The sequence below is a fragment of the Mesorhizobium sp. HAY1-8B genome (genome assembly GCF_056868045.1).
This window is the reverse complement of record NZ_CP200321.1, coordinates 4,490,200-4,503,802: the sequence shown is the minus strand read 5'-3', so window position 1 is coordinate 4,503,802 and position 13,603 is coordinate 4,490,200. Positions and strand designations below refer to the sequence as shown.

General features: G+C 63.2%; 13 protein-coding genes. 8 read left to right on the top strand and 5 right to left on the bottom strand.

The window, feature by feature from the left end:
* The first annotated feature begins 39 nt into the window (after positions 1-39).
* The 5 genes from AC1VON_RS21520 (at position 40) to AC1VON_RS21500 (ending at position 6,216) form a co-directional block, all read left to right on the top strand.
* Positions 40-1,101, top strand: a complete 1,062-nt coding sequence (locus AC1VON_RS21520; protein ID WP_172350430.1) for a glycosyltransferase family 4 protein — start codon at positions 40-42, stop codon at positions 1,099-1,101.
* A gap of 35 nt (positions 1,102-1,136) precedes the next feature.
* Positions 1,137-3,299 (top strand): amylo-alpha-1,6-glucosidase, encoded by a 2,163-nt coding sequence (locus tag AC1VON_RS21515; protein WP_483126355.1) that lies wholly within the window; start codon positions 1,137-1,139, stop codon positions 3,297-3,299.
* Between the two features lie 107 nt (positions 3,300-3,406).
* Positions 3,407-5,176, top strand: coding sequence for an alpha,alpha-trehalose-phosphate synthase (UDP-forming) (locus AC1VON_RS21510; RefSeq protein WP_483124778.1), 1,770 nt, complete (start codon positions 3,407-3,409; stop codon positions 5,174-5,176).
* Positions 5,176-5,958 (top strand): trehalose-phosphatase, encoded by a 783-nt coding sequence (gene otsB / locus AC1VON_RS21505; RefSeq protein ID WP_483124777.1) that lies wholly within the window; start codon positions 5,176-5,178, stop codon positions 5,956-5,958. The genes AC1VON_RS21510 and otsB overlap by 1 nt, the downstream gene beginning before the upstream one ends.
* Positions 5,959-6,003: 45 nt before the next feature.
* A complete protein-coding gene (locus AC1VON_RS21500) occupies positions 6,004-6,216 on the top strand; it encodes a hypothetical protein (RefSeq protein ID WP_483124776.1) in 213 nt (70 codons plus the stop codon).
* A gap of 9 nt (positions 6,217-6,225) precedes the next feature.
* Here the strand turns inward: AC1VON_RS21500 and dprA are convergent, their stop codons facing one another.
* From dprA to AC1VON_RS21480, 4 genes are read right to left on the bottom strand one after another with little or no spacing between them, the layout of a single operon-like run.
* The gene (gene dprA, locus AC1VON_RS21495) at positions 6,226-7,359 is read right to left on the bottom strand and encodes a DNA-processing protein DprA (protein WP_483124775.1); all 1,134 of its coding nucleotides are present in this window, start codon (positions 7,357-7,359) and stop codon (positions 6,226-6,228) included.
* A complete protein-coding gene (gene plsY / locus AC1VON_RS21490) occupies positions 7,356-7,943 on the bottom strand; it encodes a glycerol-3-phosphate 1-O-acyltransferase PlsY (RefSeq protein ID WP_483124774.1) in 588 nt (195 codons plus the stop codon). Before plsY ends, dprA begins: the two co-directional genes overlap by 4 nt.
* 56 nt (positions 7,944-7,999) lie before the next feature.
* Complete coding sequence (locus tag AC1VON_RS21485; RefSeq protein ID WP_483124773.1) at positions 8,000-9,286, bottom strand: dihydroorotase; 1,287 nt, start codon at positions 9,284-9,286, stop codon at positions 8,000-8,002.
* Positions 9,283-10,248: an aspartate carbamoyltransferase catalytic subunit gene (locus AC1VON_RS21480; RefSeq protein WP_258583625.1), complete on the bottom strand. Its 966-nt coding sequence runs from the start codon at positions 10,246-10,248 to the stop codon at positions 9,283-9,285. The genes AC1VON_RS21485 and AC1VON_RS21480 overlap by 4 nt, the downstream gene beginning before the upstream one ends.
* Before the next feature lie 191 nt (positions 10,249-10,439).
* Between AC1VON_RS21480 and AC1VON_RS21475 the strand changes: the two genes are divergently transcribed.
* The 3 genes from AC1VON_RS21475 to AC1VON_RS21465 all read left to right on the top strand — a co-directional run bounded on the left by AC1VON_RS21475 (position 10,440) and on the right by AC1VON_RS21465 (position 13,076).
* Complete coding sequence (locus AC1VON_RS21475; RefSeq protein WP_483124772.1) at positions 10,440-12,068, top strand: DNA alkylation response protein; 1,629 nt, start codon at positions 10,440-10,442, stop codon at positions 12,066-12,068.
* Between the two features lie 118 nt (positions 12,069-12,186).
* A complete protein-coding gene (locus AC1VON_RS21470) occupies positions 12,187-12,735 on the top strand; it encodes a hypothetical protein (protein WP_483124771.1) in 549 nt (182 codons plus the stop codon).
* Positions 12,735-13,076, top strand: a complete 342-nt coding sequence (locus AC1VON_RS21465) for a DUF6105 family protein (protein ID WP_483124770.1) — start codon at positions 12,735-12,737, stop codon at positions 13,074-13,076. Before AC1VON_RS21470 ends, AC1VON_RS21465 begins: the two co-directional genes overlap by 1 nt.
* Here the strand turns inward: AC1VON_RS21465 and ruvX are convergent.
* Complete coding sequence (ruvX, locus tag AC1VON_RS21460) at positions 12,994-13,500, bottom strand: Holliday junction resolvase RuvX (RefSeq protein WP_483124769.1); 507 nt, start codon at positions 13,498-13,500, stop codon at positions 12,994-12,996. The two genes, AC1VON_RS21465 and ruvX, sit on opposite strands and share 83 nt — an antisense overlap.
* Positions 13,501-13,603 lie beyond the last annotated feature (103 nt).

The window sequence follows — 13,603 nt, the reverse complement described above, 5'->3', positions numbered from 1 at the left end:
TTCCGCTGCATGACCAGCTCATTGAGGGAAGGCCGGGCCATGAAGATTGCCCACGTCGCGCCACTATATGAATCCGTACCTCCAAGGCTCTATGGCGGCACCGAGCGCATCATTTCCTACCTGACCGAGGCTCTCGTCGCCCTCGGCCACGATGTGACGTTGTTCGCCAGTGGCGACACGAAGACCTCCGCCAGGCTCGTGCCATGCCGCGAGCGGGCCCTTCGTCTTGATCCGCGTCCATTGAAATCCGAGATCGCGGCGCATCTATCGATGCTCGACGAGGTGAGGAAACGGGCCGACGATTTCGACGTCATTCATTTCCATCTCAGTCATTTCCTGCATTTCCCGTTCTTCCGAGGGATCCCGCAACGTACAGTGACGACGCCGCATGGCAGGCTGGATTACGCCGACCTCGCACAAGCCTACGACCGGTTCCCGCGGTTTCCGATGATTTCCATATCCCGCAGCCAGCGGGCGCGGTTCGCGTCCGCGAATTGGCTGGCGACGATTCATCACGGATTGCCGGTCGATCTCTACGAACCCGATTTCGAGGCAGGCTCGGATGGCGGCTATCTTGCGTTTCTCGGCAGGATGTCGCGCGACAAGCGACCGGACCGAGCGATCGAAATCGCCCGCCGCACCGGGCTGAAACTCAAACTTGCGGCCAAGGTCGGTGATGGCGATCGCGCTTATTTCGAGGAAGTCGTCCAGCCGATGATCGATGGCGACAGGGTCGAATATGTCGGCGAGATCGGCGAGGATCAGAAGAGCAGATTTCTTGGCAACGCAGCCGCCCTCTTGTTTCCCATTGATTGGCCCGAACCCTTCGGCCTTGCCGTGATCGAGGCCATGGCCTGCGGAACCCCGGTCATGGCCTGGAGTTGCGGCGCCATGCCCGAGATCATCGATTATGGAGTTACCGGCTTCGTCGTCGAAACGATCGAAGATGCTGTCGCCACGATGCCGGCTCTCCTGCAACTCGACAGGCGGCGCATAAGGGCGGTGTTCGAAAGGCGGTTTTCAGCCGACAGGATGGCCAGGGACTACGTCGCGGCTTATTCGCGGCTGAACAACGGCCATGAGCAAAGCAGAGCCTCATAGCCCGTTCGAAACCAGCACGGGACGATCTTTTGACCATAACCCATCTCGACGAGCGCAAGCTTGATCCTGCCATAGCACTGGCTTCCCTGGACGAAACCGCGCCCAGGGAGCCGCATCGTCTTTTCGCGCTCAAGCATGGCGACTGCTTTGTCGTCGCCGACGCCTATGGCGACATACGCGGGGTCGGCGACGGATTCTTCCGCGACGACACGCGCGTACTTTCCGAATTTCGCCTCACCGTTGGCGGGCGGTCGACGTCGTTGCTTGGCGCGTCGCTCAGCCAGGACAACGTGCTGTTCACCACCAACCTCACCAATCTGCCGATCGAGAGCGCCGCGGGCCGCCAGATACCGCAAGGCGCTATCCACATCGAGCGCGTCCGGCTGCTGTGGGAGGAAAGGCTGTATGAGCGCATAACGCTGTCCAACTACAGCCGGGAGCATTCGACGATCCTGCTGTCGCTGCGTTTTGCTGCTGATTTTCGCGACATGTTCGAGGTTCGCGGCTCGACCCGCTCGAGGCGTGGAACGGCCCATACGGCCGAGATCGCCAAGAGCGCGGTCGTGCTCCGCTACGAAGGCCTGGACAGCGTGGTGCGGACATCGGCGATTTCGTTTTCGCAGACGCCCGATCAACTGACCTCCGACCAGGCGGATTTTGTCATCGCCGTCACCAAGCGCAGCAGCCAGACGCTTTACGTGGAAGTGGGCAACGAGACGGATGCTAACCCCGAAAGCCAGCGATTTCGCGCTGCTGCCGCCCGTGCTCGTTTCGGCATGCGCGCCAAACGTCGACATGGCGCGACGCTGCACAGTTCGGGCCGCGTTTTCAATGACTGGATGGCGCGGGCTCGCGCCGATGTCGCGCTGCTCACCACGGAACTGGCGACCGGACCTTATCCCTATGCCGGCATTCCCTGGTTCTCCACCGCTTTTGGCCGCGATGGCGTGATTTCAGCCTTGCAGATGCTTTGGCTCAATCCTGGTCTGGCGCGCGGCGTCCTGGCGTTTCTCGCCCAGCACCAGGCGACCGAGACCTCTCCCTTCAGCGATTCCGAACCCGGCAAGATCATGCACGAGACGCGCAAGGGTGAGATGGTGGCGCTGAGCGAACTGCCGTTCGGGCGCTATTATGGCGGTGTCGACACGACGCCGCTCTATATCCATCTTGCCTGCGCCTATGCGGACCGCACGGGGGACATAGCCTTCATCGATACGCTGTGGCCCTCGCTGTGCGCCGCGGCCGAGTGGATCGAAACAGCGAGCCGCTCGACGGGTTTCCTCACCTACCAGCGCGCCGCGGAATCCGGCCTTGCCAACCAGGGATGGAAGGACAGTTTCAATTCCGTCTTTCACGCCGATGGCCGCATTCCGAAGGGACCGATCGCGCTGGTAGAAGTGCAGGGCTACGTCTTCGCGGCATTCCAGGGGTTGGCGAAACTGGCACGGTTGCGCGGTGAGACGGAGCGGGCGGAAAACTGGGAAATACGCGCCGACGCCATTCGGCAAAAAGTCGAGCGCCATTTCTGGATCGAGGAGCTTGGCTACTATGCGCTGGCGCTGGATGGCGACGGCCAACCCTGCAAGGTGCGCACATCCAATGCCGGTCACCTGCTCTATGTCGGCCTTCCCGAACCGGACCGCGCGCGCATGGTCGCCGACCAGCTGCTATCGGCCTCGTTCCATTCCGGCTGGGGACTGCGAACGCTGGCGGACGACGCGATCTTCTTCAATCCGATGTCCTATCACAACGGATCCATCTGGCCGCACGACACGGCGATCTGCGCGGCCGGACTGGCGCGATACGGCAGCCGCGACAGCGTGGTGCGGCTGATGAGCGGCACTTTCGAATCCGCCGTTCACTTCAACATGCGGCTGCCGGAGCTCTTTTGCGGCTTCACGCGCGCGGCCGGCGAGGCACCGATTGCCTATCCGGTGGCTTGCCTGCCGCAAGCCTGGTCCGCCGGCTCCGCTTTCATGCTCATGCAATCGTGCCTCGGCCTTCAGATCGATGGCTGGACAGGCGAGATCCATGTAACCCGGCCGCGCCTGCCGATCGGCATCGACAACCTCGTCATTCGCCATCTTTCGGTAGGGCAGGCGTCGGTGGATCTGACATTCCAGCGCGTGGGGGACCGTGTCGGAGCCTTCCTTGCCGAACCTCATGAGGGGCTGGTGCCGCTCGTGGTCAGGAGCTGAAAAATCGGAACCATCAGGCGCCGCGGGCGTTTGACCACCAGCTATGGGCGTCGAAGCTCCATCAGATGGAGTTGTTTCGGCATCCCATTGAAAGGTAATCGATTTCAATGCCCGACAACAGTTTGTACCTGGCCGTTCCCGTATTCGCCTTGTGGCTCTTCATTCTTGCAGCTGTCGTCGTCCTGGCTGTTGTATTGATGACGATGAAAGTGCGGGCGCGCAAGGGTAACAGGATTGCCGCCGCGGACGTTGAACCCGCTCGCAGCCCTTTGCCGGAATTTGAGAAAAATGGGCAGTCGGCGGCCGCGGCACTGGTGCAGTGGTCGCCCGAAACGTTGCGTCATATCCTGGCAACCGAACTTCCCGATGCCCAAGTGATCGTCGTCTCGAATCGCGAGCCATATATCCACAACCGCGAGGGCGACGACATCCAACTGGTCGTACCCGCCAGCGGCCTGGTCTCCGCCTTGGAACCGATCACGCGGGCCTGTGCAGGCACCTGGATCGCCTATGGCGGCGGTTCAGCCGACGCGCTTGTGGTCGACAAGAACGACCGGATCGAGGTGCCGCCCGACAATCCTTCCTACACGCTGCGCCGTGTCTGGCTGAGCGAGGAAGAACAGCAAGGCTATTATCTCGGCTTTGCCAATGAAGGTCTCTGGCCGCTGTGCCATATAGCGTTCACCCGGCCGATATTCCGTGCCTCGGATTGGGAAGCCTATGAGGCGGTCAACCGCAAGTTCGCCGACACCGTCGTCGCGGAGGCCCGTAACGAGCGGCCGATCGTGCTGGTTCAGGACTACCACTTCGCGTTGCTGCCGCGGATGGTCCGGGAACGCCTGCCCGAGGCGATCATCATCACCTTCTGGCATATTCCGTGGCCCAATTCGGAGGTGTTCAGCATCTGCCCGTGGCGCGAGAAGATCCTCGAGGGCCTGCTTGGCAGTTCGATCGTTGGTTTTCACACCCAGTTTCATTGCAACAACTTCATCGACAGCGTCGACCGCTTCCTGGAGAGCAGGATCGAGCGCGAGGACTCGGCCATCTCCTATGGCGGCCAGATCAGCCTGGTTCATGCCTATCCGATTTCAATCGAATGGCCGCCGGCGCAACTGGCCAAACTGCCTGACGTGGCGCAATGCCGCCTGCGTGTCCGTGAGAGATTCGGTCTGACTGAGAATGTCAAACTGTGCGTTGGCGTCGAACGTCTCGACTATACAAAGGGTATCCTCGATCGCTTCAATGCGCTCGATGAACTGCTGACGCTTCATCCGGAATGGATCGGCAAGGTGGCGTTCCTGCAGATCGCGGCGCCCAGCCGCGGCACTCTTCCCGCCTATCAACAATTGTATGAGGAGTGCCTGCGCCATGCCGAGGATATCAACCAGCGCCATGGTCGCGAAGGCTACACGCCCGTTCTGATGGTGACGGAGCATCACTCGCAAGACCAAGTCTACGAGATCTACCGTGCGGCCGATGTCTGCACAGTGACCAGCCTGCATGACGGCATGAACCTGGTCGCCAAGGAGTTTGTTGCGGCGCGTGAGGATGAACAAGGTGTGCTGCTGCTCAGCATGTTCGCCGGCGCCTCCAAGGAACTGCTGGAGGCGCTGATCGTCAATCCCTATGACGCGGCGATGATGGGCGACGCCTTGCTGCAGGCCCTGACCATGTCCGAGGACGAGCAACTCCAGCGCATGCAACGCATGCGCGAGATCGTGCGTGACAACAATGTCTATCGGTGGGCGGGCAGCATGCTTCTCGATGCCGCGCGCCTACGCAAGCGTGATGCGGTCGATCGTGCCGTCGGCGTCGCTCCGGCGCCCCCTGGCAATGTGATATCGCTGCTTGATCGCAGACGTGTGGCGGCGCTGTGATGTCGATATCGCCAAACCTGCCAGAACCCGTCGTCCCGCAAGGTCCATGGAGCCTGTTCCTCGATATCGATGGCACGCTTCTCGAACATGCCGTGCATCCCGATGCGGTGGTTGTCAGTGAGGAGTTGCGCGTGCTGTTGACACGGCTCGAAGCGCAATTGGACGGAGCATTGGCGTTCATCACGGGACGGTCGATCGCCGCAGTCGACCATCTCTTCCAACCCCTCAGATTGCGCGCCGCCGGGCTTTATGGCCTCGAGCACAGGCTGGCGCGCGATGGTCCGGTCGAAGCGGCCGGCGAACCGGCCGACATCGCAGCGCTTGCCAACGAAATCGCGACGGAACTGGACAATGCGGACGTCTACATCGAACGCAAGGGACCAATCCTTGCCATTCATACACGCGCGGCGCCGCATTTGCTGCAGCGGGCGACGCAGTTGGTCGAACAGGCCCTGGACAAGTTACCTGCGGGATATCGGGTCCTGGCCGGAAATGCCGGTGTGGAACTGATGCCGCTGGAGGCGGCGAAGGGAGCAGCCATAAGACGCTTCATGCAAATTCCGGCTTTCAGGGGACGCCGACCGGTGTTCCTCGGTGACGACACTTCAGACGAGAACGGGTTCGAGGTCGTCAACGAATTGGACGGCATCTCCGTTCGCATAAAGCCGTATGGATCGACAGCGGCACCTTTTGCGCTGGCCGGCGTAGACGCCGCCTTGGCCTGGCTGGACGTGATGAGCAGACGCGAGACCGTGGCCACGCTAGCCGCAATGGCCAAATGAACCGGATTGCACCCAAGCCGTTCCCGCGCATGGAAGGAGTCTGCAATGACCCAACTGACCAGCCTCATCCGGGAAATCATGCCCGCCTGGCTGCGGCGGCGCTCTGAGCCGCAAAGCGGTGACGCCAAGACGGCAGCTCAGCCGTTGCATCCCGAAGATGCCGACGCAGTCTGGCGTAAGGCTGTCGAGAACGATTTGTTTGGAGCCAACACAACGGATTATGCCGAGGCCGGGGAGAAGGGCGGCAACCGCCATTGATCGTTGCGCTCAACCGTCCCCGAAAACCAGCGAAACATTGCCTCCGGCATGGCGTTCGAGCCGACCGGCAAGGTCGAGTTCCAGCAATATCATGAACACCTGGGCCGGGTGCAAGCCGGTGTGGCGGATGATTTCGTCGACCGACACCGGCGTCGGGCCGAGCGCCTCGATGACGCGTGCGCGGTCACTTTCGCCGGGCGGCGGGGTGGCCGAAAAGTCGGGCGGGTCTTCAAACGGCGGCACATCAGGTGCCCGCATGCCGGTCAACGGTGCGATCGCCCTGGAAATATCAGATGCCTCGGTGACCAGCGTGGCGCCGTCCTTGAGCAGGCCGTTGCATCCCGCGGCGCGCGGATCAAGCGGGGAGCCCGGCACGGCAAAGACCAGCCTGCCCATTTCGCCGGCAAGCCTGGCGCTGATCAGCGAGCCTGAACGCTGCGCCGCCTCGACCACCACCAGCCCAAGGGCAGCCCCCGCGACGAGCCGGTTGCGGCGTGGAAAATCCTGGGCGCGCGGCTGCCAACCGAATGGCATTTCAGAGATGATGGCACCCCGCTCGGCAATGTCGTCACATAGGCTTGCGTTTTCAGGCGGGTAGGGCAGGTCGAGGCCCCCTGCGAGCACACCGACAGTGCCGGTCGCCAGACTGCCCTGATGCGCCGCCGTGTCGATGCCGCGCGCCAGGCCGGAGATGATGCCGTAGCCATCGCCGCCAAGATCGGCCGCCAGCTTGCGCGCCATCTTTATGCCGGCCAGCGATGCGTTACGGGCGCCGACGATGGCAACCCCCGGCAACCGGAACACAGCTGCATTGCCCCTGACCGCCAGTAGCGGGGGAGGATTGTCCATGCTTCTCAGCAAGGATGGATAGTCTGGCTCGCCGATACCGACAAAACGCGCGCCAGCCTTGCGAGCTGCCTCGAACTCGGCTTCGGCTTCGGCGATCGACGGAATGCGGGCGATCCGGCTGGCGCCGCCCGAAATCATCAGTTCCGGCAGGATCTCCAGCGCCACTTCGGCGGAACCGAAGCGGTTGATCAGATCGCGAAAGGAAGCGGGGCCGACATTCTGGGTGCGGATCAGCCGCAGCCAGCTCAGCCGCTGCCGGTCGCTGAGGCGCGGCCCGGCGGCCGGCTCGCTCATCCCTTGGCTCCGATCTTGCCCTCGGTGCCGGCAAGCAGCCGCGAAATGTTCGCCCTGTGCTTGATGAAGACGATGATGCTCATCACCACGAACAGGACGGCTGTTTGCGGTGCGCTCATGAAATACAGGGCGATCGGCACGATGACGGCCGCCGTCAGCGCCGCCAGCGAGGAGAAGCGAAACAGGAAGGCCATTACCAGCCAGACGACGGCGAAGATCAGCGCCACCTGCCAGGCAAGGCCGATCAGCACACCGAGATAAGTCGCGACGCCCTTGCCGCCCTTGAAGCCCAGCCACACCGGGAAGAGGTGGCCGAGAAAGGCGCCGAGGCCGGCCCAGACCGCCGTTTCGAGCGCGAAATGGCCTGCAATCAGCACGGCGGCCGTGCCCTTCAGCGCATCAAGCAGCAGGGTCGCGGCGGCCAGGCCCTTGTTGCCGGTGCGCAGCACGTTGGTGGCGCCGATGTTGCCCGAGCCGATCTTGCGCACGTCACCGAGGCCGGCGGCACGGGTCAGCAGCAAGCCGAATGGGATCGAGCCCAGGAGATAGCCGAACACCAATGCCAGGATCAGGCCGTAAGTCATTGTTTCCCCCGCATTTTCCTGGGCCAACCGGATCAGGTTCGACGCCCGTTCCCGGTCTATGCCGAGTACACTGTGCGGCCCGCGACCAGTGTTTGCAAGACCTTGCCTTGCAGGCGCGCGCCTTCGAAACAGGTGTTTTTCGAGCGCGAGCGAATGCCGCTTTCACTGACGATCCAGGGTTCGTCGAGATCAACAAGGGCAAGATCGGCAACAGCGCCAGGCTTCAGCGTGCCGCCGGCCAATCCGAACAGCCTTGCCGGCGCGGTGGACAGGGTTTCGATCAGCCGGAGCAGCGGCACATCGCCATTGTGGTAGAGCCGCAAGGCCGCGCCAAGCAACGTCTCCAATCCGATGGCTCCGGCCGCGGCGTCGGCGAAGGGCAGGCGCTTGGTGTCGACATCCTGCGGATCGTGCGAGGAGACAATGATGTCGACCGTGCCATCCCTGACCGCCTCGATCATCGCCAGCCGGTCTTCCTCGGCGCGCAGCGGCGGTGTCAGACGGAAGAAGGTGCGGTATTCACCAACATCGTTTTCGTTGAGCGACAGATTGTGGATCGACACGCCTGAAGTGACGGCAGCGCCGTCGGCTTTGGCGCGCGTCACGGCGTTTGCCGCCATCGCCGTCGAGATCTTCGCCGCATGGTAGGAACCGCGCGTCAGACGGGCCAAAGCCAGATCGCGCTCCAGCGGGATCGATTCGGCTTCACGCGGAATGCCGGAAAGGCCGAGCCAACTCGCGTACAGGCCTTCGTTCATGACGCCGGACGAACCGAGGTCGGCATCCTGCGTCTCGTGCACGATGGTGGCGCCGAAGTCGCGGGCATAGGTCAGGGCGCGGCGCATCACCAGCGCGCTTGCTATGGTGTGGCGGCCATCGGTGAAAGCGACGGCGCCGGCCTCGCGCAACAGGCCGAACTCGGTCATCTCGCGGCCATCGAGGCCCCTGGTGATCGCCGCCGCCGGGAAGATATTGACGATCGCCGTGTCCTTGGCGGTGCGCAGCACAAACTCGACCAGCGCCACATTGTCGATCACGGGATCGGTATCGGGCATCATGACGATGGAGGTGACGCCGCCGGCCGCGGCGGCAACACTCGCCGAAGCGATGGTTTCGCGATGCTCGCCACCTGGTTCGCCGATGAAGACGCGGCCATCGATCAGGCCGGGGATGATCGCCTTGTTGGCGCAGTCGATAACGGTCGCTCCCTCGGGCACGCCCTGGTTCAACGCCGCCTTGCCGGCGGCAACGATCTTCTTGCCATCGACAATGACGGAGCCGACTTCGTCGATGCCGCGCGAGGGGTCGACGATGCGGGCGCGTTCAAAGACCGTCGTGCTCATGCGCCGCGACCCTCTTGATTGCGACGGGGGTCGAGCAGCGCTTCCATCACCGCCATGCGCACGGCAACGCCCATCTCCACCTGTTCCTGGATGACGCTTTGCGGACCGTCGGCGATTTCGGAGGCAATCTCGACGCCGCGGTTCATCGGGCCGGGATGCATGACCATTGCGTCGTCCTTGGCCGCCTTCAGCTTTTCGGCATCGAGGCCGAAATAGCGGAAATATTCGCGCACCGAAGGCACGAAGGCGCCCTCCATCCGTTCGCGCTGCAGGCGCAGCATCATCACCACGTCGGCGTCTTTCAGGCCTTCGGCCATCGACCGCGTGACAATCACCCCCATTTTCTCGATGCCGGAGGGCAGCAGCGTTGAAGGTGCTACGACCCGAACCTGTGCGCCGAGCGCGTTGAGCAGCATGATATTGGAGCGCGCCACGCGCGAATGCAGGATATCGCCGCAGATCGCCACGATCAGCTTCGACAGCGGACCCTTGGCGCGGCGGATGGTCAGCGCGTCGAGCAGCGCTTGTGTCGGATGCTCGTGCGCGCCGTCGCCGGCATTGACGACGGAGCAGCCGACTTTCTGCGCCAGAAGGGCGGCCGCGCCCGCCGACTGGTGGCGGATGATCAGGATGTCGGGTCGCATGGCGTTCAGCGTCATCGCCGTGTCGATGAGCGTCTCGCCCTTCTTCACCGAGGAACTCGCCACCGACATGTTCATGACGTCGGCGCCGAGCCGCTTGCCGGCCAGCTCGAACGAAGACTGCGTACGGGTCGAGGCTTCGTAGAAGAGATTGATCTGGGTGCGTCCGCGCAGCGTCGAGGTCTTTTTCTCGGACTGCCGCGAGATCGCGACCGCCCGATCCGCCCGGTCGAGCAATAGCTCGATGTCGGCGGGCGAAAGATCGCTGATGCCCAGAAGATGGCGGTGAGGGTAGAGTGGCAGGGACGAAGCGTCGGTCATCTCAAGGCGCTGCTATAGGGTGCGGATTTTGCGCCTGCAAGCGCCAGCTTTGGATTGGCGCCGTTCTCCCCGGTATTTTCGTCGCGCGCGCGGCAACGCTTGGCTATATCTAGCCGAGGGCCTCGGATTCGTGGCTTTCGCACGATAAGGACCTTTCTACCGATAAAGGTCTACCGATAAAAGGATTGGGCGTGACCGACGACGTAACGAACCAGCCGCCGCCATTGACGGGCGGCAACGCCTGGCGGGGCGATCCGTTGCTGATCCAGCTTGCCGAGCGCTTTTCCGACCCGGTGCGCAAGGACCTGGACGGGCTCGGCCGTTTCGTGCTGACGCAGGAGGCGCAGGAACTGGCCCGTCTCGCCAATGTCGAGACGCCGAAACTGAGGACGCATGATCGCCAGGGACGACGCATCGACCTGGTCGAATTCCACCCCGCTTACCACGCCTTGATGCGCCGTTCGGTGGCGAATGGCCTGCATTCCTCGGTCTGGGAAAATGGCGATGCCGAGATCGGTCGCCGCCATCAGGTGCGCGCCGCGCGCTTCTATTTGACGGCGGAGCTGGAGACCGGGCATCTCTGCCCGATCACAATGACCAGCGCCTCGCTGGCGGCGTTGATGGCCAGCCCGAAACTGTTCCGCGAATGGGCGCCGCGGGTCACGACGCGCAAATACGACCAGAGCCAGAAGCCGCCAGTCGAGAAGACCGGGCTGACGCTCGGCATGGGCATGACGGAGAAGCAGGGCGGCACGGATGTGCGCGCCAATACGACAAGGGCCGAACGCGCCGGCAGCGGATTCTACCGCCTGACCGGCCACAAATGGTTCATGTCGGCGCCGATGTCGGATGCCTTCCTGGTGCTGGCACAGGCGCCGGAGGGACTGTCCTGCTTCCTCGTGCCGCGTGTTCTCGGCGACGGGTCGGGCAATGGCTTCCGCTTCCAGCGGCTGAAGGACAAGCTCGGCAACCGCTCCAACGCGTCGTCCGAGGTCGAATTCGTCAACGCCATCGGCGAGATGGTCGGCGAACCCGGCGCCGGCGTGAAGACGATCATGGACATGGTGACCCTGACCCGGCTCGACTGTGCCGTGGCGTCCTCGGCGATCATGCGGGCAGGGCTGGCGGAAGCGGTTCATCATGCCCGCCACCGCCAGGTGTTCGGCTCGACCTTGATCGAGCAGCCGCTGATGCAGCGCGTGCTGGCCGACATGGCGCTCGATGTCGCCGCGGCGACCGCGCTGTCGTTCAGGCTGGCGCGCTCCTTCGACGAAGCGGCCAGCGATCGCGGCGAGGCGGCATTTGCCCGCGCCATGACGCCGGTCGTCAAATACTGGGTGTGCAAGATCGCGCCGCCGCTGCTGTACGAGGCGATGGAGTGCCTCGGCGGCAATGGCTATGTCGAGGAAGCGCCGCTCGCCCGTTATTATCGCGAGGCCCCGGTCAACGCGATCTGGGAAGGATCGGGCAACGTCATGGCACTCGACGTACTGCGTGTGCTCGGCCGCGCGCCGGGCCTGTTCGAAGAGGTGCTGGCAGGAATCGACCGCGACCTTGGCGCCGGCGGGCGTGGCACGATCGGCGTGCTGAAGGCGGCGATGCAGGTTGCTTCAACCGACGAGGGCTCGGCCCGACTGCTGACCGAACAACTGGCGTTGTCGGCAGCGGCGGCGGAATTGCGCCGGCTGGGGGCAGGGCGGATCGCCGATGCCTTTGTCGAGACGCGCCTGGCCGGCCAGTGGCGCAACACCTATGGCATGCTCGATTCTCGCCACGATTCCCGCATGATCATCGACACGCTTTATCCGCCGGTGAATTGAGCCGGGAACCGCCGGGTCGCTGTGCGTCCTGTGGATCGCCGTTAACCTTAACAAATGGTTTCCATTGCGACGGCGGGCGGCAAAGCCCACTGTCATTCCTGCCGAAGCAGGAACCATGATGCGACACGTATTGACCTCCTTTCTGTCTGTGCACTGGGCGATTGTTTTCGCCCTGCTGGCACTGATCTGCATCGATGGAAACCGCGGCGTGGCCTCAGCCCTCGGCGTGCTCGGCGTCACGGTCGAGAGCGCCCGGTTCGTCAATCTGGAGAATGTCATCGTTGTCGCGCCGCTGGCGACAGCATTGCTGGTCGTGTCGGTGCTGTTCTTCTGGGCCTTTGTCGATTCCCTGATCAACGATGCGGCCAGCCCGGGCGCAGACAGCGTCGTTCGCATGGCCTTCATTTCCGCTTCAGGCGTGCTGTCGATGATCCTGATCGGTGGCGCCGCGCAGGGCATCAACGGGCTTTTCATGGTCGTCGCGGTGCAACTGGCCGCGCTGCTGGCCTCCTATGTCGCGATGCTCGCCGAGCGGCGCTCGGCGGCCGCGTCCGATGACGCGGATTTCCATGCCATGGCGCACAGCATGGCGAAGGCAGCGGCCCATAATTCGCTGCTCTCCCTGATATCGGGCCGAACTGGACCGAACGGGAAGGGAGGCCGCTGATGCGTTATATCTTCGGAATGTGGGCGGCCCCGATGGCGATCTTCTGGGGCTGGTTCTATCTGTCGGCCAACGACCTCAATTTCGGCTACGTCATGCTCAGCCGGCAAACGCACGACTTCTTCTTCCAGCTCTACGGTCAGATGCTGGGCATCGACCCCTCGATCATCCCTGGAATGGTAGCGAAGACGTGCATCTTCGACGGACTTCTGCTGCTGGCCCTGTGGGCGTTCCGCCGCCGTCGCGAAATCGCCGGCTGGATCAGTCGGCGTTGGGCGGTCCAGATTCCGTTCGTTCGGCTGCATCGAGCGACCGAAGCCGGTCCAAAACTCCCTGCAGAATAAAGGCGGCCGCAGCCGAGTCGATCTTGCCGGCGCGTTTGGCGCGCGAGAAATCCATTTCGATCAACGTCCTTTCGGCCGCGACCGTCGACAGCCGCTCATCCCAGAACACGAAGGGCAGGTCGCTCAGTTGCGCCATGTTGCGTACGAAGGCGCGTGATTTCTGCGCGCGCGGACCTTCCGAGCCATCCATGTTGATCGGCAGCCCGATCGCCACCGCGCCGACATTTTCCTTCTCCAGCAAGGCCAGAAGCACGGCGGCGTCGAGGGAGAATTTCCTTCGCATGATGACCGGGCGTGGATGGGCGAAGGAGAATCCCCGGTCGGAAACCGCGACGCCGATCGTCTTGTCGCCGAGATCGAGCCCCGCCAGCGTCCTGCCATTGGCGAGCCGCGCCGGCAATTGCTCAATCGTGATGATAGCCAACGGTTTTTCCTTGTCTTTTTCAGCGGCACGCATCCTTCCGGATGGGCGGCGGACACTATACCCTTTGATCTCGGGGCTATCGGCGTTCTATCCTTTGGCCCGG

Bases quoted from the DNA above. Each gene is read 5' to 3' on its own strand.
- AC1VON_RS21520 (WP_172350430.1), top strand. From the start codon at position 40: ATGAAGATTGCCCACGTCGCGCCACTATATGAATCCGTACCTCCAAGG.
- AC1VON_RS21510 (WP_483124778.1), top strand. From the start codon at position 3,407: ATGCCCGACAACAGTTTGTACCTGGCCGTTCCCGTATTCGCCTTGTGG.
- AC1VON_RS21485 (WP_483124773.1), bottom strand. From the start codon at position 9,286: ATGAGCACGACGGTCTTTGAACGCGCCCGCATCGTCGACCCCTCGCGC.
- AC1VON_RS21470 (WP_483124771.1), top strand. From the start codon at position 12,187: ATGCGACACGTATTGACCTCCTTTCTGTCTGTGCACTGGGCGATTGTT.
- otsB (WP_483124777.1), top strand. From the start codon at position 5,176: ATGTCGATATCGCCAAACCTGCCAGAACCCGTCGTCCCGCAAGGTCCA.
- plsY (WP_483124774.1), bottom strand. From the start codon at position 7,943: ATGACTTACGGCCTGATCCTGGCATTGGTGTTCGGCTATCTCCTGGGC.
- AC1VON_RS21465 (WP_483124770.1), top strand. From the start codon at position 12,735: ATGCGTTATATCTTCGGAATGTGGGCGGCCCCGATGGCGATCTTCTGG.
- AC1VON_RS21480 (WP_258583625.1), bottom strand. From the start codon at position 10,248: ATGACCGACGCTTCGTCCCTGCCACTCTACCCTCACCGCCATCTTCTG.
- AC1VON_RS21500 (WP_483124776.1), top strand. From the start codon at position 6,004: ATGACCCAACTGACCAGCCTCATCCGGGAAATCATGCCCGCCTGGCTG.
- dprA (WP_483124775.1), bottom strand. From the start codon at position 7,359: ATGAGCGAGCCGGCCGCCGGGCCGCGCCTCAGCGACCGGCAGCGGCTG.